24 protein-coding genes are annotated in these 21,199 nt (G+C 70.1%); 16 read left to right on the top strand and 8 right to left on the bottom strand.

Annotation, left to right across the window (positions count from 1 at the left end; all coding sequences use genetic code 11):
* Positions 1-101: 101 nt before the first annotated feature.
* The 3 genes from FN829_RS11525 to pth2 form a co-directional block, all read right to left on the bottom strand.
* Entirely contained in the window at positions 102-656 is a 555-nt protein-coding gene (locus FN829_RS11525; protein WP_142987123.1) for a GMP synthase subunit A, read from the bottom strand.
* 130 nt (positions 657-786) lie between these two features.
* Positions 787-2,274 carry a tRNA pseudouridine(13) synthase TruD gene (gene truD, locus FN829_RS11520; RefSeq protein ID WP_142987122.1) on the bottom strand — a complete coding sequence of 496 codons (1,488 nt, stop codon included), beginning with the start codon at positions 2,272-2,274 and terminating at the stop codon, positions 787-789.
* The gene (pth2, locus tag FN829_RS11515; protein WP_122105288.1) at positions 2,275-2,613 is read right to left on the bottom strand and encodes a peptidyl-tRNA hydrolase Pth2; all 339 of its coding nucleotides are present in this window, start codon (positions 2,611-2,613) and stop codon (positions 2,275-2,277) included.
* 117 nt (positions 2,614-2,730) lie between these two features.
* Between pth2 and FN829_RS11510 the strand changes: the two genes are divergently transcribed.
* The 5 genes from FN829_RS11510 (at position 2,731) to FN829_RS11490 (ending at position 7,490) form a co-directional block, all read left to right on the top strand.
* Positions 2,731-3,378, top strand: a complete 648-nt coding sequence (locus tag FN829_RS11510; RefSeq protein ID WP_142987121.1) for an AIM24 family protein — start codon at positions 2,731-2,733, stop codon at positions 3,376-3,378.
* Positions 3,379-3,470: 92 nt separating this feature from the next.
* Positions 3,471-4,094, top strand: a complete 624-nt coding sequence (gene dcd / locus FN829_RS11505) for a dCTP deaminase (RefSeq protein ID WP_142987120.1) — start codon at positions 3,471-3,473, stop codon at positions 4,092-4,094.
* Entirely contained in the window at positions 4,091-4,999 is a 909-nt protein-coding gene (locus FN829_RS11500) for a thiamine-phosphate synthase family protein (protein WP_142987119.1), read from the top strand. The genes dcd and FN829_RS11500 overlap by 4 nt, the downstream gene beginning before the upstream one ends.
* Positions 5,000-5,088: 89 nt before the next feature.
* Positions 5,089-7,212 carry a methionine--tRNA ligase gene (gene metG, locus FN829_RS11495; RefSeq protein WP_142987118.1) on the top strand — a complete coding sequence of 708 codons (2,124 nt, stop codon included), beginning with the start codon at positions 5,089-5,091 and terminating at the stop codon, positions 7,210-7,212.
* 68 nt (positions 7,213-7,280) lie between these two features.
* Positions 7,281-7,490, top strand: coding sequence for a hypothetical protein (locus FN829_RS11490; protein ID WP_142987117.1), 210 nt, complete (start codon positions 7,281-7,283; stop codon positions 7,488-7,490).
* Between the two features lie 25 nt (positions 7,491-7,515).
* Here the strand turns inward: FN829_RS11490 and FN829_RS11485 are convergent, their stop codons facing one another.
* Positions 7,516-7,935: a VOC family protein gene (locus FN829_RS11485; protein ID WP_142987116.1), complete on the bottom strand. Its 420-nt coding sequence runs from the start codon at positions 7,933-7,935 to the stop codon at positions 7,516-7,518.
* A gap of 572 nt (positions 7,936-8,507) precedes the next feature.
* Here FN829_RS11485 and FN829_RS11480 point away from each other — a divergent pair.
* The 3 genes from FN829_RS11480 to sppA all read left to right on the top strand — a co-directional run bounded on the left by FN829_RS11480 (position 8,508) and on the right by sppA (position 11,735).
* Complete coding sequence (locus tag FN829_RS11480) at positions 8,508-9,179, top strand: 2,5-diamino-6-(ribosylamino)-4(3H)-pyrimidinone 5'-phosphate reductase (RefSeq protein WP_142987115.1); 672 nt, start codon at positions 8,508-8,510, stop codon at positions 9,177-9,179.
* Positions 9,180-9,460: 281 nt separating this feature from the next.
* Positions 9,461-10,384, top strand: a complete 924-nt coding sequence (locus FN829_RS11475) for a coiled-coil protein (RefSeq protein ID WP_142987114.1) — start codon at positions 9,461-9,463, stop codon at positions 10,382-10,384.
* 415 nt (positions 10,385-10,799) lie between these two features.
* Positions 10,800-11,735 carry a signal peptide peptidase SppA gene (sppA, locus tag FN829_RS11470; protein WP_142987113.1) on the top strand — a complete coding sequence of 312 codons (936 nt, stop codon included), beginning with the start codon at positions 10,800-10,802 and terminating at the stop codon, positions 11,733-11,735.
* A gap of 22 nt (positions 11,736-11,757) precedes the next feature.
* On the opposite strand, the gene FN829_RS11465 is transcribed toward sppA, so the two are convergent.
* On the bottom strand, positions 11,758-12,876 hold the full coding sequence (locus tag FN829_RS11465; RefSeq protein WP_142987112.1) for an RNA 3'-terminal phosphate cyclase: 1,119 nt from the start codon (positions 12,874-12,876) through the stop codon (positions 11,758-11,760).
* A gap of 89 nt (positions 12,877-12,965) precedes the next feature.
* On the opposite strand from FN829_RS11465, the gene FN829_RS11460 reads away from it, so the two are divergent.
* Both FN829_RS11460 and FN829_RS11455 read left to right on the top strand, forming a co-directional pair.
* Positions 12,966-14,117, top strand: a complete 1,152-nt coding sequence (locus FN829_RS11460; protein ID WP_142987111.1) for a DUF373 family protein — start codon at positions 12,966-12,968, stop codon at positions 14,115-14,117.
* Between the two features lie 35 nt (positions 14,118-14,152).
* Positions 14,153-14,980, top strand: a complete 828-nt coding sequence (locus tag FN829_RS11455; protein WP_142987110.1) for a shikimate dehydrogenase — start codon at positions 14,153-14,155, stop codon at positions 14,978-14,980.
* A 14-nt stretch (positions 14,981-14,994) separates the two neighbouring features.
* On the opposite strand, the gene FN829_RS11450 is transcribed toward FN829_RS11455, so the two are convergent.
* A complete protein-coding gene (locus tag FN829_RS11450; RefSeq protein ID WP_142987109.1) occupies positions 14,995-15,453 on the bottom strand; it encodes a transporter in 459 nt (152 codons plus the stop codon).
* Between the two features lie 110 nt (positions 15,454-15,563).
* Here FN829_RS11450 and FN829_RS11445 point away from each other — a divergent pair, with 110 nt between their 5' ends.
* The 4 genes from FN829_RS11445 (at position 15,564) to FN829_RS11430 (ending at position 18,357) form a co-directional block, all read left to right on the top strand.
* Positions 15,564-16,172: a helix-hairpin-helix domain-containing protein gene (locus tag FN829_RS11445; RefSeq protein WP_142987108.1), complete on the top strand. Its 609-nt coding sequence runs from the start codon at positions 15,564-15,566 to the stop codon at positions 16,170-16,172.
* A 36-nt stretch (positions 16,173-16,208) separates the two neighbouring features.
* Positions 16,209-17,147, top strand: a complete 939-nt coding sequence (locus FN829_RS11440) for an aminotransferase class IV (protein WP_142987107.1) — start codon at positions 16,209-16,211, stop codon at positions 17,145-17,147.
* A gap of 61 nt (positions 17,148-17,208) precedes the next feature.
* Positions 17,209-17,808, top strand: a complete 600-nt coding sequence (locus FN829_RS11435; protein WP_142987106.1) for a DUF5789 family protein — start codon at positions 17,209-17,211, stop codon at positions 17,806-17,808.
* A 48-nt stretch (positions 17,809-17,856) separates the two neighbouring features.
* Positions 17,857-18,357: a Rieske (2Fe-2S) protein gene (locus FN829_RS11430; RefSeq protein ID WP_142987105.1), complete on the top strand. Its 501-nt coding sequence runs from the start codon at positions 17,857-17,859 to the stop codon at positions 18,355-18,357.
* On the opposite strand, the gene FN829_RS11425 is transcribed toward FN829_RS11430, so the two are convergent.
* Entirely contained in the window at positions 18,354-18,794 is a 441-nt protein-coding gene (locus FN829_RS11425; RefSeq protein WP_142987104.1) for a DUF5788 family protein, read from the bottom strand. The genes FN829_RS11430 and FN829_RS11425 overlap by 4 nt on opposite strands.
* Positions 18,795-18,914: 120 nt before the next feature.
* Here FN829_RS11425 and FN829_RS11420 point away from each other — a divergent pair, with 120 nt between their 5' ends.
* Positions 18,915-19,721 (top strand): YkgJ family cysteine cluster protein, encoded by an 807-nt coding sequence (locus FN829_RS11420; RefSeq protein WP_142987103.1) that lies wholly within the window; start codon positions 18,915-18,917, stop codon positions 19,719-19,721.
* An 18-nt stretch (positions 19,722-19,739) separates the two neighbouring features.
* Here the strand turns inward: FN829_RS11420 and FN829_RS11415 are convergent, their stop codons facing one another.
* Positions 19,740-20,645 (bottom strand): dihydrodipicolinate synthase family protein, encoded by a 906-nt coding sequence (locus FN829_RS11415; RefSeq protein ID WP_142987102.1) that lies wholly within the window; start codon positions 20,643-20,645, stop codon positions 19,740-19,742.
* 130 nt (positions 20,646-20,775) lie between these two features.
* On the opposite strand from FN829_RS11415, the gene FN829_RS11410 reads away from it, so the two are divergent.
* Complete coding sequence (locus tag FN829_RS11410; protein WP_142987101.1) at positions 20,776-21,183, top strand: TRAM domain-containing protein; 408 nt, start codon at positions 20,776-20,778, stop codon at positions 21,181-21,183.
* Positions 21,184-21,199 lie beyond the last annotated feature (16 nt).

Raw genomic sequence — 21,199 nt, 5'->3', positions numbered from 1 at the left:
ATCTCGATCAATGCTCACTCCTCAGCGAACGGTTGGTTCGTTTGAGAACCGATCGAAGGAGTCGAACTCCAACCGAATCGGAATCGAACACCCGAAACGTACTATTCCGACTCGCAGATCGCGACGAAGTTCTCGAAGACCTCCTCGCCCTCCTCAGTGTGGGCGACCTCCGGGTGCCACTGGACGCCGTACAGGTCCTCCTCGACGTTCGACATCGCCTCGATCCCGCAGACGTCCGAGGTCGCGGTGTGGGCGAATCCCTCCGGAAGCTCCTTCACCTCGTCGGCGTGGGAGGCCCACACGCGGGTGTCGGGCGCGAGCGACCCCACGAGCGGGTCCGCCTCGTCGACGATCTCCACGTCGACGTCGGCGTAGCCGCCGTAGTCGCCCCCGCCGACGCGACCGCCGCGCTCGTCGGCGATCACCTGCATCCCCAGACAGATCCCGAAGACGGGGACGTCGAGGTCGATGTACTCCCGTGCCTTGCCGATCCGGTCCATGTCGGGGCCGCCCGAGAGGACGACCCCGTCCGCGTCGACCTCGGCCGGCGGCGTGTCGGCGTCGACGATCTCGGTGTCGACGCCCATGTCCCGGAGCGCGCGCCGCTCTAGGTGGGTGAACTGGCCGTGGAGGTCGAGAACGACGATCCGTGTCATGGACGCGATCCGCGGGGACGGCACAAAAACGACTCGGAACGGACCGCAGGGTCGTGCCGGTTCTCGACCACCGTCCGCGCAAACGATCCATGTGTTTGGATCATCACGCCGCGATTCGGAACTCGAACCGCTACCGCTCCAGCGGGTCGACCTTCGTGAACTCCCGGAGGAGGACGGTCGCGTACGACCCGCTCGGGAGCGCGAACGCGAAGGTGGGGTCGCCCTCCTCGACCGTCACCTCGAGATCCGTCCGGACCTGGATCGCCCGCCGGGTGCCGCTCGAGTCGAACTCGCCGGGGAGGTCGAAGTCGGCTGGCTCGATCCCGGCGTCCGCGAGGACCGTCCGCTCGATCTCGCCCGGTTCGCCGTCGGCGAGTTCGGTCTCGGTGCCGATGAGCGGCGCGGTGACGAACGCCCGCCCGCGGGCGCAGTGGCGCGCCATGACGTCCACCCGCTCCTCGGTCACTCGCTGTTCGCGGTCGGGGTCGGGCGCGTACAGTTCGTCGGGGGCGTCGCGGTCGGCGAAACACGCCACGTCGCCGGCGACGGGACGGTCGAAGGGGAGCCCGCGGCGGAGCCGCTCGCTCAAGATTCGGTTGAAGAGGACGGACTGGGCCGCGTTGACGAAGAGCCGCTGGAGGTTCGAGGGCACCGCCTCGAGCGCGCGCCGCCAGTCGTCGTCCGCGGGCGGCGCGGCCGGGTCGACGTCGTGCTCGGCGAGCCGGGAGAGCATCCCGCGCTCGAACCGGAGCTTCCGCGGCATCGCGTCGAGACACGCCTCCCAGTCGCCGTCGCCGGTGCCGTCGGCGACCCGGCCCTCGTCTCCGCCGCCGGAAGCGTCGTCTCCCTTCCCCTCGCCGGCGACCCCGAACGCGTCGTCGACCCGATCGCGCCCGGCGCGCGTGTCGTCCGGCTCGGCCGCGGATGGGTTGCCGGCGTACAGCCGGACCGCCTCCCGGAAGTCGCCGCGCACGACCGCGAGCCCGACGCGGTGGGTGACCGGGCGGACGCTCCCGAACCGCTGCTGGCCGAAGTAGTTGGGGACCGCGACGGGGGCGTCCGAGTCGTCCGGGTCCGCGCCAGCGAACACCCGGAGGTCGCGGGCCACGGCGGCAACGCGTTCCTCGGCATCCGGGACCGCGTCGGCGACGCGGATCTCGAAGGCGTTGCCGGCGAGGTCGCCGAAGGAGAGCCGGCGGCCCGCCCGCCCGATCGGCTCGACGTCGACGCCGCGGATCTCGGGGAGATCCTCGGGGTCGACCTCGCGCAGCGTGAACAGCTGGGTCGTCACGGCGCGTTTGTCCTTCGTGCCGGCCCAGGAGACGCGCTCGCGGCTGATCCCCAACGCGTCCGAGATCCGGCGCGCGAAGTCGTTCGTGTCCCAGTTCCGGAGCGTGGCGCGGACGACGAGCTCGGGGTACCCGCCACGGTCGGCGTCGAGCGGGTCCGGCTCGAACGCCTCCAGTTCGGTGACTCGGAAGTCCTCGGGCCGCTCGCGGAGCCGCCCGCCGATCCCGTCCGCGTCGCTGAGGAAGTGCTCGATGCCGACCGCGCGCTCGACGGGGTGGGCCTCGCGGAGGGTGTGGGGGGAGGGGTCGTCCGGAGATGAGTCGGCCATTCAGTAGAGCGGGAGGTCGCCCGTGACGCGGTCGACGAGGTCGTCGCTCGCGGGCCCGACCGCGAGCGCGGTGACGGTCCCCGGCTCCAGTTCGGTGTGGCCGGCGTCGCGGATGACCGCGTAGGGGATCCCCTCCGTGTCCGCCTTGTCCGCGAGTTCGAACAGTTGGCTCTCGGAGTCGGCCCCGAGAACGACCTTCTTCTGGCCGGAGCCCTTCCACTTCTTGCGGCTTCGACGGCCCGTGTCCTCGTAGGCCGACAGCGACGCGTGTGCGACCTGCGCCGCGAGTTTTCCCTCGCCCATGCCGAGGTCCCGACGGGCGACGATCGCCTGTTTCATATCGACCGTGAGCCCCGCCGCGGGTATAGCTCTGTTCTCTCGGGCGGTCGAATCGTCAGGACTTTTTGACCGCAGTCGACGAGTTCGACCGCGTCGTCCCCGCGACGCTTGGTTCCCATGGATCTGGACGAGTTCGCGCGCACGAGCGCGCCAGAACACGACGGCGACGAGTTTCGAAAGGAGAACAACCGGCTGCTCGGTATCCCGCTCGACGGGACCGTGACGGTGAAGGCCGGCTCGATGGTGGCGTACACCGGCGACGTGACGTTCACGGGCAAGGCCTCCGCCGAGGGCGGCGTCACCGGCTTCCTCAAGGACGCGGTGAGCAGCGAGGGAACGCCGGTGATGGAGGCGGAGGGGAACGGCTACCTCTACGTCGCCGAACAGAGCAAGAAGGTGCGGACACTCGACCTCGACGACGGCGAATCGATCTCCGTCAGCGGCACCGACGTGCTCGCCTTCGAGTCCTCCGTCGACTACGAGATCAACACGATCGGCAGCGTCTCGGAGGCGGCCGCCGGCGGGCTGACGAACGTCTACCTCACCGGACCGGGACAGGTCGCGATCTCGACGCACGGCGACCCCGTCGTGTTGGAGCCGCCGGTCTTCACCGACCCCGACGCGACGGTCGCGTGGAGCAGCGACCTCTCGCCGTCGGTGTCGATCAACAAGACGTTCGAGTTCGGGCAGACTTCCGGCGAGTCCGTTCAGATGGAGTTCACCGGCTCCGAGGGGTTCGTCGTGGTTCAGCCCCACGAGGAGTGAGGAGTCGGCCGGGCGTTCCCGACGGCGGTTCCCGACGACGATTTGCGACGGCTTCCGGGAGCCTTTAGGTCGCGCCCCTCCCCTCTCCCGGCATGATCCTGTCGGACGCGGACATCCTCGACCGCCTCGCGGCCGGGGACCTCGTGGTCGAGCCGCTCGCGGACGTCGACCAGCAGGTCCAGCCGGCGAGCGTCGACCTCCGGCTCGGCGAGCGATTCCTGGAGTTCCAGCGCACCAACATCCCCTGTATCCACCCGACCGAGGCCGACGAGGTCGGCGAGTACGTCACGGAGACCACGGTCCCCGAAGGCGAGGAGTTCATCCTCCACCCCGGCGATTTCGTGCTCGGGACGACGACCGAACGCGTCGAGATCCCGGACGACCTCGTCGCGCACGTCGAGGGCCGGTCCTCGCTCGGTCGGCTCGCGATCGTGGTCCACGCGACGGCGGGACTGTGTGACCCCGGCTACAAGGGCCAGATCACCCTCGAGCTCTCGAACCTCGGGACCGCGCCGGTCGCGCTCTCGCCGGGGATGCGCGTCTCACAGCTCACGTTCACGGAGCTGAAGTCGCCGGCTGACCGCCCGTACGGAAGCGAGCGCGGCTCGAAGTACCAGGACCAGGACGGCCCGCAGGCGTCCCGGATCGGCTCGGATCCGGAGTTTTCGGGGGAGGACGAGGGAGACGGCCCGAGCGACGCCGGAGGATCGGCATGAAGTTCATCGAGGAGGTCGTCGTCGACGAGTTCCTGCCGACCGTGCGCTCGATGCTCGCCGAGGACCTCCGCGATCGCGGGTTCACCCAGCGGGAGGTCGCCGACGCGCTCGGCATCTCGCAGTCGGCCGTCTCGAAATACGCCCACGGCGACGTGGCCCGCCACGACCGGATCGTCGCGGACGAGCGCGTGCGCGACCTCGTGGAGCGCGTCGGCGAGGGGCTCGCCGAGGGCGACCTCTCGCCCGTGGCGGCACTCGTCGAGATCGAGGTGCTGATCCGCCGGCTGGAGGAGGGCGACCTCCTCGCGGAGCTCCACGAGGAGGCGATGCCGGCGCTCGAGGCGGCCGACGTGGACTTCTCGGTCCACGACCCCGACAGCGGGCTCCGCGAGCGCGAGGCCGTCCTCGCGTCGGTCCGCCGCGGACTCCGGACCCTGACGAACGCCTCCGGGTTCGCCGGACTCATTCCGAACGTCGGCGCGAACGTCGCCGAGTGTCTCGCCGACGCGGCGACGGTCGACGACGTGGCGGCCGTTCCCGGCCGGCTCGTCGACGTGAAGGGCCGGGCGATGGTGCCGGGTGAGCCCGAGTTCGGCGTGAGCGAACACGTCGCGACCGTGCTTCTCGCCGCCCGTGAGGCGGGGTCACCGGCCCGCGGGGCGGTCAACGTCCGGTACGACTCCGACCTCGTCGCGACGCTCGCCGAGTCGCACCCGATCGTCGAGTTCGACGCGGAACGGGAGACGCAGGAGGCGGTCGCGGAAGCGGTTCGGGAGGCAGACCTCCCGGAGAACGCCGACGCCCTCGTCCTCTATCAGACCGGCGCGGTCGGCGTCGAGCCGATCGTGTACGTCCTCGCGCCGACCGCGCCCGAGGCGGCGCGGGTCGTCCGCAGGCTGTTGTAAGCGGCGGTCCGCAGGTCGTCGTAAGCGACGGGTCCGCACCCGGAAACCAGCGGGCTTTTGGCGCGTATCCACGACACACGAGACACACAATGAGCCACGACGACTTCCCCACGGAACACCCGGCGGTGGTGACCTGTGGACTGCCGTACGCCAACGGCGACCTCCACATCGGCCACCTCCGGACCTACGTCGGCGGCGACGTCTACGCCCGCGCGCTCAAGCGGCTCGGCCAGGAGACCGCGTTCGTCTCGGGCTCCGACATGCACGGGACGCCCGTCGCGGTTAACGCCGAGAAGGAGGGGGTCTCCCCCGAGCAGTTCGCGCTCGACTGGCACGAGCGGTACGCCGAGACGTTCCCGAAGTTCAACGTCGAGTTCGACAACTACGGCCACACCCACGACGAGACGAACACCGAGATAACCCAGGACCTCGTCCGCGACCTCGAGGAGGCCGGCCACCTGTACGAAAAGGAGATCATGGTCGCGTACGACCCCGTCGACGACCAGTTCCTCCCGGACCGCTATGTCGAGGGCACCTGCCCGTACTGCGGCGCGCACGCCCGCGGCGACGAGTGCGACGAGGGCTGCCAGCGCCACCTCGAGCCCGGCGAGGTCGAGGACCCCGTCTCGACCATCTCGGGAAATCCCGCCGAGTACCGCGAGCGCACCCACCAGTTCTTCGAGGTCTCCGCGTTCGCCGACTACCTCTCCGAGTTCCTCGACCGCCTGGAGGGCACCTCGAACGCCCGGAACCAGCCCCGCGAGTGGATCGAACAGGGGCTTCAGGACTGGTGTATCACCCGCGACATGGACTGGGGGATCGAGTATCCGGGCGAGAACCCGCAGGACCTCGTGCTGTACGTCTGGGTCGACGCCCCCATCGAGTACGTCTCCTCGACGAAGCAGTACACGGAGCGCGTCGGCGCGGACGTCTTCGACTGGGAGGCCGCCTGGAAGGAGGGCGCGAGCGACGAGCACCCCGAGGGCGGCGAGATCGTCCACGTGATCGGCCGCGACATCATCCAGCACCACACGATCTTCTGGCCCGCCATGCTGGAGGCGACGGGCCACGCCGAGCCGCGCGCGGTAATGGCGAGCGGGTTCGTCACCCTCGGCGGCAAGGGCTTTTCCACCAGCCGCGACCGCGCGGTCTGGGCCGACGAGTACCTCGAGGAGGGCTTTCACCCCGACCCGCTCCGCTACTACCTCGCGACCAACGGCGGGTTCCAGCAGGACGTCGACTTCTCCTGGGAGAAGTTCCGCGACCGCGTGAACACCGAACTGGTGGGGACCGTCGGCAACTTCCTCTACCGATCGCTGCTCTTCGCGCACCGGAACTACGAGGACGCGCCGATCGCGGACGCGACGAGCGACGAGGTGGGTGCGCGGATCGAGGAGGCGGTCGCCGACGTGGAGGCCGCCGTCAACGAGTACTCGGTGCGGGCACTCGGCGACGCCGTCACCGACCTCGCGCGCTTCGGCAACGAGTACATCCAGCACAACGAGCCGTGGAAGCTCGTCGACGACGACCCCGAGGAGGCCGCGCAGGTCATCCACGACTGCGTCGCGATCGCGAAGGCGATCGCGGTGCTCTTCGAGCCGATCGCCCCCGAGAAGTGCGAGCGGCTGTGGGACCAGCTCGGCGAGGACGGCTCCGTCCACGACGTGACCGTCGCGGCCGCGAGCGAGGAGCCCGAGGGCGACCTCTCCGAGCCGACCGAGCTCTTCGAGAAGGTCGAGGACGACCGCGTCGAGGAGCTGAACGCGAAGCTTGAGTCGCGCGTCGCCGAGGCGGAGGCCGGCGACGGGGACGGCGAGGACGCGGACGAATCGAGTGATGACCAAGACGACGACACCGAGGACGCAGACATGACCGACATCGACCCCATCAGCGACGACCGCATCAGCTTCGAACAGTTCCGGGACCTCGACGTCCGCGTCGGGCGGATCGAGGACGCCGAGGAGATCGAGGGGGCCGACGACCTCTTGAAACTCCGCGTCGACCTCGGCGTCGAGACGCGAACCATCGTCGCGGGACTCAAGGGACTCCACGCGGTCGAGGACCTCCCGGGGACGAAGGTGGTCGTCCTCGCCAACATGGAGAAGGCGGAGCTGTTCGGCGTGGAGTCGAACGGAATGGTGCTCGCCGCCGGCGAGCAGGCCGACCTCCTCACCACCCACGAGGACGCGGAGCCCGGCACGAAGGTGCTGTAAGGACGCCCGATCACCGACCGACCTCTCGAACGATTTTTCTCCGACCGCGGAGAACCGTCTCCCGCTTCATGTCCCTGCTTCCACGCTGGTTCGAGACGCAGCCCTTCGAGCGACAGATCGTCGTCCTCGCGGTCGTCTGCGACCCGATCGGCTTTACCGCCGGCTACCTGCTCGCCCCCGAACTCGGCGTCGAGCCGATCCTCGGCGGGGTGTACGGCCTCGTCGCCGCGAGCCTGCCGCTGTCGCTTCTCGTGATGCGCGAGGCGGGCGAGAACTGATCGGGACGAGAATCGATCGACCGCCTCAGGCGTCGAGGACCTCGATCAGGTTCCCGTCGGGATCCCTGACGAACAGGATCGTCGTCCCGCTCTCGGTCGTGCGCGGCTCGCTCAGCGTCTCCACGTCGTCCGCGAGGCCGTCGTGGAAGGCCGCCACGTCGTCGACGGCGAGCCCGAGATGGGTCGCGCCCGGTCGGTCGAGCGAGCGCTCCGGCATCGGCTCGCCCTCGGGGTCGTACTCGACGAGTTCGAGACGGATCCCGTCGGCCGCGAGGTGCGCGAACGAGGCGGACGCGCCGGCGGCGTCGACGGCGTCGGCGAACGCCTCCCCGCCGACGGAGAACTCGGCGACGACGTCGAGGCCGAAGACCTCGGCGTAGAAGTCGACGGCGCGGTCGAGGTCGGAGACGGTGATCCCGACGTGGTGTGCGGTCGGATCGGACACGCTCGAAGCGTCGGCGACCGTCGAGAAAACGGTGTCGACCTGAACGAGATGCGACATCGACGCGGTTCGAAAGGGAAGGAACCGCCGACGACGACGGGCGTTCATCCGGTGCTCGCGGCGATCACACCCCTCGGGAAACCGTGGCGCGCCTGCGAGTGCCCGAAGGGCGCGAGCAGCCCGCGAGGGACGCGGTGAGCGGGGCGAGGTGTGAGCGAAGCGAGCACCTCGATAACGAGCGGCGAAGCCGCGAGTCGCGAACCGCGAGGCTGGGGAGGCGTGAGGTGCGGTGCTGTGTGGTACGGGGTGGGGCTCAAAGGGGCAGTCTCGAGGGCGAAGCACGGCGCAGTAAGCACTGAGGGAACGAGCAGCGCGAGTGACCGAAGCGCGCAACAAGCCGCGCGAGTCCGCGAGGCTGGGGCTTTGGTGGTGTTCATCGCACTCCGAGATCCCGGATCGTACCATCGAGTGGCTGGGACTTCAGGACCTACTACCGCTCGATGAGGGACGTATCGAACCGAGCGGTAGACGTACGGGACCGAAACGACCATTCGACCTCCGGACGACCCACGCGTATGTACGTCGTCGTCAACGCGGCCCAGAGCGTCGACGGGAAGCTCTCGACGCGCCGCCGGGAGCAGCTCCGGATCTCGGGTGAGGAGGACTTCGACCGGGTGGACCGAATCCGGGCGGCCGCCGACGCGGTGTTGGTCGGCGTCGGGACCGTCCTCGCCGACGACCCGCACCTGACGCTCGACGAGGAGGCGCGTCGCGTCGAGCGGCTCCGGAACGGCCGGCCGGGCGACCCCGCCCGCGTCGTCGTCGACTCCACGGGCCGAACGCCGACGGACGCCCGGATCCTCGACGACGCGGCGACCACCTACCTGCTCGTGTCGGCCGCGGCGACCCCCGAACGCTGCGAGGAACTGTCCGACGCCGGCGCGGAGGTGATCGTCGCCGGCGAGGAGCGCGTCGACCTCGTCGAGGGCACGGGCGCGCTGGCCGAGGCGGGCGTCGACCGGCTGATGGTCGAGGGCGGCGGCGAGGTGATCTACTCGTGTTTCGCGGCCGGGGTCGTCGACGAGCTACAGGTGTACGTCGGGTCGCTCGTCGTGGGGGGGCGCGACGCGCCGACGCTGGCCGACGGCGAGGGCTTTCTCGAGGAGTTCCCGCGACTGGATCTGACCGGAATCGAGCGCCTCGACGACGGGGTCGTGCTCTCGTACGACGTGGAGGATCGCTCGTAAACGGATCGATTCGCCCTCAACTCTGCTCAACTCGCACCCGTCAACGACTCGCACGACGCACGTGAGGTGTTGCCAAGATCGGGCGGTACACGCCCCGTGCTACCGACTTTCACACGATTTCACCGAAGTATTTATATGTCGGCCTGCGGTACGTTGAGGTACCAGAACGCCTCCGGCGCTGGTAGGATCGCACGCTGAAATGAACGGGAGTTCTTATCAACGGCCCCACGCACGACGGCGAGCGGCCGCCACATCCGGAGCGGTGATGGAGTGATCAAAAAATGGTAACGAAAGAAGAAGTCATCGAACAGTACGACATCGAGGCGATGAACGAGGCGGACAACGTGGACCTTTCTGAAGACGACCTGGAGAACGGCTCCAAGGGTCAGCTCATCAAGCGCGCCGGTCAGCTGCGCGACCGACGCAACGAGCTGAACCAGATGGCCTCCGAGCGGGCGTCGAACCGCGACGACCTCAACGCCGAGACCCGGGAGAAGGTCGACGAGGCCCAACAGCACCGCGAGAAGCGCGACGAGCTCAACGAGCAGGTCCAGGAGCACAAGGACAAGCGCAACGAGCTCAACGCGGAGGCGAACGAACTGTTCGACGAGGTCGAGGAGCTCAAAGGGGACATGGAGCTCGGCTCCGGCAAGTCCATCGAGGAGCTCAAAGAGGAGATCGAGGAGCTCGAGTTCCGCCAGCAGACGGAGGTCCTCGACGCGGAGGACGAGCGCGAACTCATCGAGAAGATCGACGACAAGCGTGAGAAGCTCGCTGAGAAGAAGGAGAAGGTCGACGACACCAGCGAGCTCGACGACCTCGTCGAGGAGGCCGAGGAGGTCCGCTCGGAGGCGTCGAAGCACCACCAGAAGGTGACGGAGCTCGCGGACAAGGCCCAGGAGCACCACAACCAGATGATCGAGGCCTACCGCGAGGCCGACGACATCCGCGACGAGGCCGACGAGATGCACGAGCTCTTCGTCGAGGCCCAGGAGGCGGCGGACCGCCACCACGAGGACTTCGTCCGCGTTCAGAAGCGCCTGCGCGAGCTCGACAAGAAGGAGGAGGAAGAGCGGAAGGACGAGCGCGCCGAGAAGCGCGAGGAGGAGAAGGAGGAGGCCGAGGAGATCTACCAGAAGTTCAAGGAGGGCGAGACCCTCGACACCGAGGACCTGATGAAGCTCCAGAAGACGGGGCTTCTGTAAGTCCGGCCCGGTTCTCTACTGCGGTTTTCGGTCTTTTTCGCGAGGGTGGACGTGGAGCGATGTACGCGAGCGGCGCGTCTCGTCGGAGTCGATCGTTGTACGTCGTTGCTGGCGCGGTGACCTCTCTCCACCCCACACCGCACAGCCCCGCACCTCACGCCTCCCCAGCCTCGTCAGTCGCCAGAGGCGACTGACTCCAGCGAGAATCGGAGATTCTCTGGCAGCCGGCGGCGGAGCCGCCGGCGACCTCGCGCGATTCGTTCGCGCCCTCCGGGCGCTCACGAGCGCGCGCCGACGAGAGGGGACGAGAGGGGACGAATCCGAGGTCGATGTCGGAGCGAATTCGGGCGGATACCGAGGTCGGATCGAAAACGCAGCCAACAACGTGAAACGCGCCCGTCCCCAACCGGTGGACATGGACAGCGACGCGCGTTCGACCGGATCGGAACTCCTCGCGGCCGCCGCGGTGGGCGCGGTCGGCGCGGTGGCGGGCAAGCGGCTCGTCGGCCGGCTCACCCGCGGCCGGTTCGGCGACACGGAGGAGTACAACGTCGCGAAGGTGTCGGTGTCGGGACCGATAAAGCGGGACAAGGGTCGCCCCTCGCCGCTCTCGGGACCCGGCGGCACGACCGCCGACGAGGTCGTCGAGCAGGTGGAGGCGGCCGACAACGACGAGGACGTCGAGGCGCTGCTCGTCGAGCTCAACACGCCGGGCGGGGAGGTCGTCCCCAGCGACGACATCCGACGGGCAGTCGCCGACTTCGACGGACCGACGCTCGCGTACGCGACGGATCTGTGCGCCTCCGGCGGCTACTGGATCGCGAGCGGCTGTGACGAGCTGTGGGCCCGCGAGGGCAGCCTCGTGGGGTCGATCGGCGTCGTCGGTTCGCGCCCGAACGCGGCCGGGCTGGCCGACAAGCTCGGGATCTCCTACGAGCAGTTCACCGCCGGCGAGTACAAGGACGCCGGCGTTCCGTTACGGGAGATCGAGGAGGACGAACGCGAGTACCTCCAGTCGCTCATCGACGGCTACTACGAGCAGTTCGTCGAGACGGTGAGCGAGGGGAGAGAGATGGACCCGGAGGCGATCCGCGAGACGGAGGCGCGCGTCTACCTCGGCCCCGACGCGCTCGACATCGGCCTCGTCGACGAGCTCGGCGTCGAGTCGGCGGTGGAAGACCGGATCGCGGAGGCGATCGACGCCGACGTGGAGGTCCGGGAGTTCACGCCCGAGCGCGGGCTCGCCGAACGGCTCGGGATCGGCGCGGAGCGCGTCGCGTTCGCCGCCGGCAACGGCGTCGCCAGCGTCCTCTCCGGCGACGGCCGCGACGTCGATATCGAGCTCCGATAGATCGGCGGCGTCGACCGAGCCGTTACCGACCCGGATCGAGCCGACCCGAGCCGCGAAGGACCGCCCCGTTGCCGGCCACGACGTCCCGGTCGACCTCGACCTCCGACCCGAACGCGCGAGCGACCGCGACCGCGCTCGCGACGTGATCGGTTATCGCAGGTATCCGAACCGCCCCACCGACGAGCGCGAGCCACGGAACGAGCTGGTCCGCGAGGTGGGCGTCGACGGCGATCGGTCCCCTTCGCCACTCGCGGAGACCGTCGACCGCCTCGCGAGCGACTGCCTCGGACGGGACGCCCGCTTCGCCGAGCGCGGAGAATCCGGCGACTGGAACCGGATTCGAGGACCGATCCCCGTCGTCTTCACCGCCGGCGAGGACGCGGAGCACGACCGCCGCTCCGGTCGAGTCCGCCTCGACGTACCGTGCGGACCGGGAGCCGACGGCTACGCCGTCCCCCGTGAGTCGATCCCCCGCCTCCCGAACCATCCGGTCCGCCACGTCGGCCTCGAGCAGGTCCGCGGAGGCGACCGCAGCCGCGTCGACACGGTCGATTCCGCGGGGTTCCGCGAGGTCGAGCGGCTCCGGCGTCGACGGACCGAGCGTCAACCGGATCTCGCCGCCGCCGGCCGGGTGGAACCCGCGACGGAGGGCGTCGAGTCCGACGGCGAGTCCGTGGGCGCGAAGCACCGGGAGCGTCACGCCGGCGAAGTACTCGAGCGGCGGGGACCAGGCCACGTCGGTTCCGCCGATGACCCGTAACCGGACGGTTCCCTCCGCGACGAGCGCCGCGGGGAGGACGGTCGAGGCGACGAGCGTCGCGCTGCCCGCGGTCCCGACGTCGACGGTCGGTTCGGCCGCGGTTTCATCGCCCGCGCACGGGTCCCTCGGGATCGCTTCGTCGTCCGCCAGGACTCCGGGCTCGAAGGTCACCCGCTCGCTCCCGAGTTCGACACCGGTCGCGTCGCCGTCGGCGACGAGGCTCGCGGCCTCGAGACACGCGACGTGCTGTGGTTTGAGCCCCGGTTCGGGGCGATCCCCACGGAGGTCGTCGATGCGGACCGCCTCGCCGGTCGCGATGGAGAGCCCGAGGGCGTTTCGGAGGACGCCGCCTCCGCCGTCGCCCCCGTCGATGTCGATCATGGCCGGGGTCGGACGGGAGGAGGTTTGTGCCTGTCGACCGCGTGGCGGGACGGAGAGGGTTTTTACTCCGTCGGGGTGTGGACTCACCCGTGACGACGCTGGTGATCTGCGTGGACCGCTCGGGAACGATCGGTCGGGCCACGAACGTGCCGATGCCGGTCGCCGGCTGGGAGGCCGTTCGCTCGCTCGTCACCGACGCGGGGCTCGCCGACCCCGAGGACGCCAGCGTCAACTGTCTGCTCGAGGCGCTCCGGGTCGCTCGCGACCTCCGCGACGAGCGCGAGGAGGCGGTTGTGGCCGTCGTCTCGGCCGAGAGCGAGAGCCCGGTCGGCGCCGACCGGTCGATCGCCGCCCAGCTCGACGACCTCGCCGATCGCTACGACCCGAGCGCCGCCATCGTCGTCGTCGACTCCGCGGAGGACGAGCGCGTCCTCCCGATCGTCGAGTCGCGGATGCCCGTCGACGGCGTCGACCGCGTCGTGGTCCGTCAGGCTCGAGACATCGAGTCGACCTACTACCTGTTGAAGCAGTTCCTCGCCGACGAACAACTCCGCTCGACCGTGCTCGTCCCGATCGGGATCGCGCTGCTGTTGTTGCCCGTGTTGTTCGTCCAGTTCTCCGCTCCGGCCGCGGTCGCCGGCGTCGCCGGGCTGCTCGGCGCGGCGCTCCTCTACAAGGGGCTGGGGATCGACCGGCTGGTCGCGGGGATGCCGGAGCGGGTGCGGGAGGCGCTGTACGCCGGGCAGGTGTCGGTCGTGACGTACGTCGTCGCCGGCGGGCTCTCGCTCGTCGGGGGCTTCTTCGGCGTACTGGCGGCGACGGATCTCGGGGACGCGCTCTTGACGGTCCAGGCGATGGAGTTCACCTACGCGGCCGTCCCGTGGCTCGCGGTCGCGGGGGTGACCGCGGCGGTCGGTCGCCTGCTCGACGAGCTGATCCGCGACGAGGGGATCCGGACGCCGTACCTCAACCTCCCGTTCGTGATCGTCGCGGTCGCGCTCGTCGTACGAGGGTTCGCCGGCTACTTCCTCGAACAGGAGTCCCTCCTCGAGCCGACGGTCGTCGCCGGCTTCGCCGTCGCGCCCGCCCAGCGGCTCGCGGCGTTCATCGTCGCCGGCGTCGTCGTCTCGCTCGTCGGCGTCAAGCTCGCGAGCGACGTGGGGACGGAGACGTTGGAGGAGGTCATCGACGCGGACGCCGACGTGGACCCCGACGCGGATCGCGGGACCGAAAGCGAGTGAGTCGGGTTTTTGTTCGTCCGGGTCGCCCGGACGGTATGGACGTCTACGGACTGATCGGCAACCCGGTCGGCCACTCGCTGTCGCCGCCGATGCACGAGGCGGGCTACGAGGCGCTCGGCATCGACGCGCGCTACGTCACCTTCGAGCCGGACCCGGACGACGCCGTCCGGGCGGTCGAGGGCGCGGCCGCGCTGGGCGTGGCCGGGCTCAACGTCACCATCCCGTTCAAACGCGACGTGCTCGCCGCCGTCGACCCCGACCCGCTCGCAGAGCGGATCGGCGCGGTGAACACGGTCGTCTTCCCGGATCCCGACGAGGACGGAGGGGAGGGCGGAACGCCCCGCGGCTACAACACGGACGCGGCGGGCGTGACCCGGTCGTTCGAGCGCCACGGCGTGTCCCTCGACGGGAGCGACGCGGTCGTCGTCGGCGCGGGCGGCGCGGGCCGGGCGGCGGCGTTCGCGCTCTCCGACGCCGGTGCGAGCGTCCACGTGGCCAACCGCACGACGGAGCGGGCGACCGATCTCGCCGCGGAGGTGCCCGGCGCGACCGGCGGGGGACTCGCCGGGCTCGACGAACGGGTACCCGCCGCCGACGTGCTCGTGAACGCCACGAGCGTCGGCATGGAGGAGAACGCGACGCCGGTGCCGGCCGACCTGCTCCACGCCGACCTGGCCGTCCTCGATGCGGTCTACACGCCGACGGAGACCCGACTCCTCCGCGAGGCCGCGGCGGCAGGCGCGACGACTATCGAGGGCGCGTGGATGTTGCTTTTCCAGGGCGTCGAGGCGTTCGAGCGCTGGACCGGCGAGGACGCGCCGGTCGAGGAGATGAACGCGGCGCTGCGCGAGCGACTGGAGTGACCGCGCGGATCGTCTTATAACACGGAGGGGCTCGCCAGCAGCCCGGCCGTGAGGACCAGCCCGACCGAGAGCCCGGCGGCGGCGTAGAAGAACGGCTTCGCGTCGCGGGCGGGCTCGCGCAGCTTTCCGGTCTCGAGCCCGTCGAGGAGCTTCCCGCTCGCGACCTCGACGAGTCCGGTGATCACGAACCAGAGGGCGAGCATCGTGAGCACGAGGTGGCCCCGGCCGGTGCCGGTGAGCGACTCGACGGTGTACAGCGTCCCGGCCATGTGTCCGCCGGTGGCGAGGAACGCGAGCGCCGCGATCCGCGATATCCACCGGAGCCGGCCGACCACCGCGGCGAGCGCGTCGCTTCCGACGTCGCCGCGGGTCGCCGGCGGGACCACCGCGAGCGCGACGAACAGCACGCTTCCCGTCCAGAGCACCGCGAACCCGACGTGTACGGACCACATGACCGCATCGAGGATCGACATGGCAGATCGTGTGCCCGCGACGACTTAACCGCGGCGAGACCGGCACCCGAGGCTTCCGCGAGCGGATCCGTCGCGGGCCTTTAAATATCGGGCGCGTGTATCGGACGGCAATGGCCCTGCTGAAGAAGATCAAGGAGAAGCTCGGGTTCGGGAGCGACTCGTCCGACGGCGAGAGCGGGGAGACGACGGTGACCGTCGAACGGGACGCCGGCGACGGAGAGACGGACGACGGAAGCGAAGGTGCCGACGGGAGCGAAGGTGCTGACGGAAGCGACGTCGACTCCGCGGACGGCGTCATGGGCGAGGAGGAGCCCGGAAAGGACGACGAGCCCGACGGAGACGAGTCCGCCGAGGACGAAGCGGACGGAGGCGAGGCCGACGAAGCCGACGAAGACGAGGTCGACGCGTCGGAACCCGCAGACGAGGAGGTGGTCGAGGACGGGGAAGACGAGGAGACCGAGGGAGACGAGGAAGACGACGCCGACGCGAGCACGGAGTCAGACGGCGACGACGCGGACGGGTCGGACGAGGACGGCGTCGACGGCGAGCCCGTCGACCGGATCAAGGGGATCGGCCCGGCGTACGGCGAGCGGCTCGGTGGTGTCGGGATCGAGACCGTCGAGGACCTCGCGGCCGCCGATCCCGCCGACGTGGCCGAGGGCGCGAACATCGGCGAGAAACGCGCCGTCAAGTGGATCGATCGCGCCAAGGAGTTCTGAGGTGTCGCAAGGCGACCGGGCGGTCCGGCAAGACGAATGAACGACGACGCGGACCGGCGATACCACGTCGACGGCGAGGTCGTGCCCGCGGGATCGGCGACGATCCACGTCGAGGACCGCGGGTTCCGCTACGGCGACGCTGCCCGCGAGACCATGCGAGCGTACGGCGGAACCGTGTTCCGCTGGGACCGACACGCCGACCGACTGGCCCGGAGCTGTGAGGCGCTCTCGATCGACCACGGTCTCTCGGACGCGGAGTTGCGGGACCGGATCGACGAGACGCTCGAAGCGAACGGCCTGTCGGACGCGGTCTGTGAGGTCTCCGTCACCCGCGGTCGCCCGGCGAACGGGTCCGACCGCGACGGGGCCGCAGACCGGTTCGATCCGCGAGTCGAGAGCGATCCGACGGTCGTCGTGGCGGTCCGTCCGCTTCCGAGGGGTGGGGTCGGGTCGGATCCGGTCTTCGACGCGCCGGCGACGCTCCAGACCGTCAAAACTCGAAAGACGCCGGACCGGGCAGTTCCCGCCGACGCGACGACTCACGCCCGGGTGAACGAGGTCCTCGCGCGGCTCGAACTCCGGGTGACGGGCGCGGACGAGGCGCTGCTTTCCGACGCCGACGGCGACGTCGTCGGCGGGGCGGACTCGTCCCTCTTTTTCACTGACGGTGAGGGGCTTCAGACGCCCTCGCTCGACGGCCCGGTGGTTCCTCGCGCCGCGCGGGCGGAGGTGATCGACGTCGCCGAGGAGGAAGCGATCCCGGTCGAGGAGGGGAGCTACGCCCCGAGCGAGGTGCGCGAGGCCGACGAGGTCTTCCTCGCGAACGCGACGTGGGGGATCCGCCCGGTTCGGACGGTCGACGGGATCGCCGTCGACGGCGAGGGAGAGGGCGTCTCCGGCCCGCTCACGACGCTGCTCTCGCGGCTGTTCGACCGACGCGTGGAGGCGGCGTGTTACGGCGGCCGCCGATCGTGAGTCCCGAACGGACCCGTCATCTCGCCCACAGGACTATCCGGCTCGGACCCGTAGATTGGGGATGGCAGACGACAAGAGCGGCCGAGACAAGCAGGCCCACGACGAGGAGCGACGCCAGCGCGAGCGCGAGATCGCCGCGGAACTCGAGCGGGGCGACGAGGTCGAACCGCCGGTCGACGCCTCGACGCTCGCCTACTTCGAGACGGAGCTCGAATCCGTGGAGTTCCCGGCGACGGGAGCCGAGATCGTCTCCGCGGTCGGCGACCGCGAGATCGAGTCCGTCGTCGAAACGTACACGATCGCGGACCTCCTCCCGGACGCGCCGGCGGAGTCGTTCGACTCGCCCGCCGCGGTCGGAACCCGCGTCCAACGGCCGACGGTGGCCACGGCGATGAAGCGGGTCGTGGAGGCGGTCGCGCGACTCCCGAACGCCGAGACGAACCGGTCACAGCGAGAGGCCTACGAGCGGACGTTCCGGGCGCTCGCGGACGTCGACGGCGACGACGACGACGAGGCGATCGACGCCGTCGCCGACTGGATCGTCGATCGGGTGGCCGAGAAGGAGCGCGTTCCGGGCTCCCGGGACGTCCGACGGCAGGCGGCGAAGGTCTGCCGGGAGAACGGGTACGAGATCCGCGACGACGAGTGGCTGGGAGTCTGATCGCCTCGAACGCGCAACGTTCAAACCGAGCGCAGGCCACCGACTCGTATGGACGCGGACCGGCGGATCGCCGCCCTCGACGAGATGCCGGAGGACAGCACGCTTCTCGTGACGCTCCGCCCGGTCGATCCCGACTCGGTCGACGAGAGCGAGGGCGACGTCGGCAAAAACGGCGACGTGGACGTTGACGGCGTGGAGACGAACGGCGGCTCCTTCGAGGCCGAGGCGATCCTGCTTCGGACCGACGGCGACGTCTCGGCGTTCCGTAACTACTGTCAACACTGGACCGACGTGCGCCTCGACAAGGACGAGGGCGCGTTCGTCCGGAACGGCGAGGTGTTCTGTCAGAAACACGGCGCGACCTTCGAGGGCGGCACCGGCTACTGTAACTTCGGCCCGTGTGAGGGCGCGATCCTCGAGGACGTCGACGTGACGGTCGACGACGGCGCGGTGTACCTCGCGGACGACGCGTACGAGTTCGTCCGGCGCGGGCCGAGCCATCGCGACGACGACGCCGGCGACTCGCGGATCGACTTCACCGGGAACTAAAACCGCGTGCGGCCGCCGCCGGCGTCATCGCGGCCGAGCGCCTTCTTCAGGAAGCTCATCCACCGCTTCCGGTCGGCGGCCGCCTGCCGTTCCGCCTCGGTCTCCGGGTCCGGCGCGTTCAGCCCCTCGAGCGCCTCCAGCGCCCGGTCGATGCCGATGATCGACGCCGCCAGCTCCTCGCCGCGCTCGTAGCTCACCTCGTTCTCCTCGATGTGCTCGAGCCGCTCGAGCCGCTCGCGGCGGAGGTTCCGCTTCGCCCGCTCGACGCGGTCGCGTTCGCCCGGCGGGACCGTCTCCCGCCGCTTGATCTCGAAGACGAACGACTGGAGGTCGATCGGCTCCTCTTGGACCTCGATCTCCTCCGGGATCCGCGCGCCGACCGTGGCCGCCTCGCGCTCGACGCGTTCGAGGAGTCCCTTCCGTTCGTACTCTCTCACGACCGGGTCGTAGGGAGCGATCGTACTTCGCTCCTTCGCCGTGCGTCCCTCGTATCGTGACCGGCCGAACGCGACCGCGAGAAGGGACGCGGTTAACCCGATCGCGTCCCGACCGGAGGTATGGAACCGCTCGAAGCCGAGCTCGACCGCGCCCGCGACCTCGCCGTCGACGACCTGGCCGACGCGATCGAGTCCATCGGCTTCGAGTGTACGCGCTGTGGCGGCTGCTGTACGGGGTACGCCCCCGACGAACCGGGCGGCGCGCCGGCCGGCGAGGGAGCGGGCGAGGCCGACGGCGAGGGGGTAGCTGGCGACGACCGCGCCGGCGACGACGGCTGCCACGGCGACCGCGCCGGCGACGACCGCGAGCCGCACACCGCGACGGTCTTTCCTGACGAGGTCCGCGAGGTCGCCGACGCCGCGGATGACGCCCTCGGCGAGGCGTACGACTGGCGCGACGTGGCCCGCCCCATGCCGTACGGGCTCGCGGAGGACGAAGACGGCGAGCCGGCGGGCGAGACCTTCGAGTGGGCGCTCGCGACCGACGACTGCGGCGACTGTACCTTCTACGAGGAGTCGGACGGGCGAGGGGCCTGTACCGTCCACGACTCGCGGCCGCTCATCTGCCGGACCTACCCGTTCAGCGTCGCGCTCGGCGGGACGAGCCAGCCGATGGGCGAGGCGGTCGACGGCGAGGGGATGGTCCGCGCCCACGAGTGCGAGGGGCTCGGCAGGGAGATCTCCCGTGCGGACGCCGAGTCGCTGGCGGCGGCACTCAAGGAGCGGGCGATCCGGGAGCTGGAGGAGGCGATCGCGGTGCGTGACGGCTACGACCCGACCGCCGCCGAGCGGGCCGACGGCGACGTCGTCGTCTTCGACTCCGAGGGACCGAAGAACGCGGACGGGACGCCGGTCGGCAGCGGGTGAAAACGCCGGGCACTCCCCTCACACCGCGTCCAGCGCCGCGTCGACGTCGGCCGCGATCGCCTCGCGCGCCGCCTCGTCGGGGAGCGTCAGCGGCGGGCGGACCGCCGGGTTCGGGATGAACCCGCGGTGAGCGGCCGCGACCTTCGTTGCGGGCGCGAAGCCGTGCTCGCCGCACCGGTCGAAGAGCGGGACGATCCCCCGACGGTGAAGCCGCAGCGCGCGGTCGTCGTCGCCGGCGCGGATCGCGTCGCCCATCGCGACGAACACCTCCGGGATCACCTGCGAGAGCGCGTGAATCCCCCCGTCGACGCCGAGAGAGACGCTCGGATACAGCTGGGAGTCGAACCCCTGAAAGACGGTGAAGGAGTCCGGCGTCGCGCGGATCTTCGCGTCGAGCGCCGAGACGTCGCCGGTCGTGTCCTTCGCCCCGACGACCGACTCGTGCTCGGCGACGTCGGCGATCACGCCCGGATCGATCGCCTCGCCGACCGTCGAGGGAATGTCGTAGAGGAAGACCGGCAGCGGCGCGTCGTCGGCGACGGCCTCGAGGAACGCCAGTTGCCCCTCGGGATCGGTCGAGGTGTGGTAGTACGGGAGCGTGACGAGTCCCGCTTCGGCGCCCGCGGACGCGGCGAACGCGAGGCGCTCGCGCACGCCCGAGACGGTCGTGTCCGCCGCGCCGGCGATCACGGGAACGCGCCCGTCGACGGCCTCGGCGACCGTCTCGATCACGGTTCGGTACTCCGCGTCGTCGAGGCTGGCGAACTCGCCGGTCGTCCCGCAGGGGACCATCCCGTCGAGACCGGCCTCGACGAGCGCGTCGGTGTGGCTCGCGAGCGCGTCGGCGTCGACGTCGCCGTCGGCGTCGAACGGCGTCACGATCGGGGGCGAGACGGCTCCGTATCGGAACTCGGGTCCGGCCATGCGTGCCGGTTGGACAGGCCGTCACAAAGGCGTTCGTCCCCCCGCGGCGGTTGCCGGGAGCGGACGCGGTCGACGGCGTCCGGCGGTACAACTATAATAACCGGTCTCGACGTACCGGTCGGAGTATATCATGGAAATCTCCGAGAAGCTCCTTTGTCTGTTCAGCGCCGACGTCCGAGAGGAGGACGGCGAGTACGTCGTGAAAGTACCACGCCGCGAGGTCGAGACCGGATCGGTGGAGCCGGGCGAGACCTACCGGGTCGCGCTCATCGAGCGGGGCGGGACCGAGGGCGGAGTCGCCGATCGCGACGACGCGGCCGCGTCCACCGGGGACGGTCCGCAGCCCCCGGTCGAGCCCGGCGAGATGCGATACGTCGAGATCGAGGACCTCGGCAAGCAGGGCGACGGAATCGCCCGCGTCGAGCGCGGGTACGTGATCATCGTTCCCGACACGGAGGTCGGCGAACGCGTGAAGATCGAGGTGACGGAAGTGAAATCGAACTTCGCGGTCGGCGAAGTCATAGACGAGGACGTCTAGTCGGGTCGCGACGCGC

This window comes from Halorubrum cibi (genome assembly GCF_900182635.1).
GTDB lineage: Archaea > Halobacteriota > Halobacteria > Halobacteriales > Haloferacaceae > Halorubrum > Halorubrum cibi.
The sequence above is the reverse complement of the archived record's forward strand: the minus strand, read 5'-3'. Positions and strand labels throughout refer to the sequence as shown.

Bases quoted from the DNA above. Each gene is read 5' to 3' on its own strand.
- FN829_RS11450 (WP_142987109.1), bottom strand. From the start codon at position 15,453: ATGTCGATCCTCGATGCGGTCATGTGGTCCGTACACGTCGGGTTCGCG.
- FN829_RS11490 (WP_142987117.1), top strand. From the start codon at position 7,281: ATGTCCCTGCTTCCACGCTGGTTCGAGACGCAGCCCTTCGAGCGACAG.
- FN829_RS11510 (WP_142987121.1), top strand. From the start codon at position 2,731: ATGGATCTGGACGAGTTCGCGCGCACGAGCGCGCCAGAACACGACGGC.
- dcd (WP_142987120.1), top strand. From the start codon at position 3,471: ATGATCCTGTCGGACGCGGACATCCTCGACCGCCTCGCGGCCGGGGAC.
- sppA (WP_142987113.1), top strand. From the start codon at position 10,800: ATGGACAGCGACGCGCGTTCGACCGGATCGGAACTCCTCGCGGCCGCC.
- FN829_RS11445 (WP_142987108.1), top strand. From the start codon at position 15,564: ATGGCCCTGCTGAAGAAGATCAAGGAGAAGCTCGGGTTCGGGAGCGAC.
- FN829_RS11475 (WP_142987114.1), top strand. From the start codon at position 9,461: ATGGTAACGAAAGAAGAAGTCATCGAACAGTACGACATCGAGGCGATG.
- FN829_RS11480 (WP_142987115.1), top strand. From the start codon at position 8,508: ATGTACGTCGTCGTCAACGCGGCCCAGAGCGTCGACGGGAAGCTCTCG.
- FN829_RS11430 (WP_142987105.1), top strand. From the start codon at position 17,857: ATGGACGCGGACCGGCGGATCGCCGCCCTCGACGAGATGCCGGAGGAC.
- FN829_RS11420 (WP_142987103.1), top strand. From the start codon at position 18,915: ATGGAACCGCTCGAAGCCGAGCTCGACCGCGCCCGCGACCTCGCCGTC.
- FN829_RS11455 (WP_142987110.1), top strand. From the start codon at position 14,153: ATGGACGTCTACGGACTGATCGGCAACCCGGTCGGCCACTCGCTGTCG.
- FN829_RS11500 (WP_142987119.1), top strand. From the start codon at position 4,091: ATGAAGTTCATCGAGGAGGTCGTCGTCGACGAGTTCCTGCCGACCGTG.
- FN829_RS11465 (WP_142987112.1), bottom strand. From the start codon at position 12,876: ATGATCGACATCGACGGGGGCGACGGCGGAGGCGGCGTCCTCCGAAAC.
- metG (WP_142987118.1), top strand. From the start codon at position 5,089: ATGAGCCACGACGACTTCCCCACGGAACACCCGGCGGTGGTGACCTGT.
- truD (WP_142987122.1), bottom strand. From the start codon at position 2,274: ATGGCCGACTCATCTCCGGACGACCCCTCCCCCCACACCCTCCGCGAG.
- pth2 (WP_122105288.1), bottom strand. From the start codon at position 2,613: ATGAAACAGGCGATCGTCGCCCGTCGGGACCTCGGCATGGGCGAGGGA.
- FN829_RS11440 (WP_142987107.1), top strand. From the start codon at position 16,209: ATGAACGACGACGCGGACCGGCGATACCACGTCGACGGCGAGGTCGTG.
- FN829_RS11410 (WP_142987101.1), top strand. From the start codon at position 20,776: ATGGAAATCTCCGAGAAGCTCCTTTGTCTGTTCAGCGCCGACGTCCGA.
- FN829_RS11435 (WP_142987106.1), top strand. From the start codon at position 17,209: ATGGCAGACGACAAGAGCGGCCGAGACAAGCAGGCCCACGACGAGGAG.
- FN829_RS11525 (WP_142987123.1), bottom strand. From the start codon at position 656: ATGACACGGATCGTCGTTCTCGACCTCCACGGCCAGTTCACCCACCTA.
- FN829_RS11415 (WP_142987102.1), bottom strand. From the start codon at position 20,645: ATGGCCGGACCCGAGTTCCGATACGGAGCCGTCTCGCCCCCGATCGTG.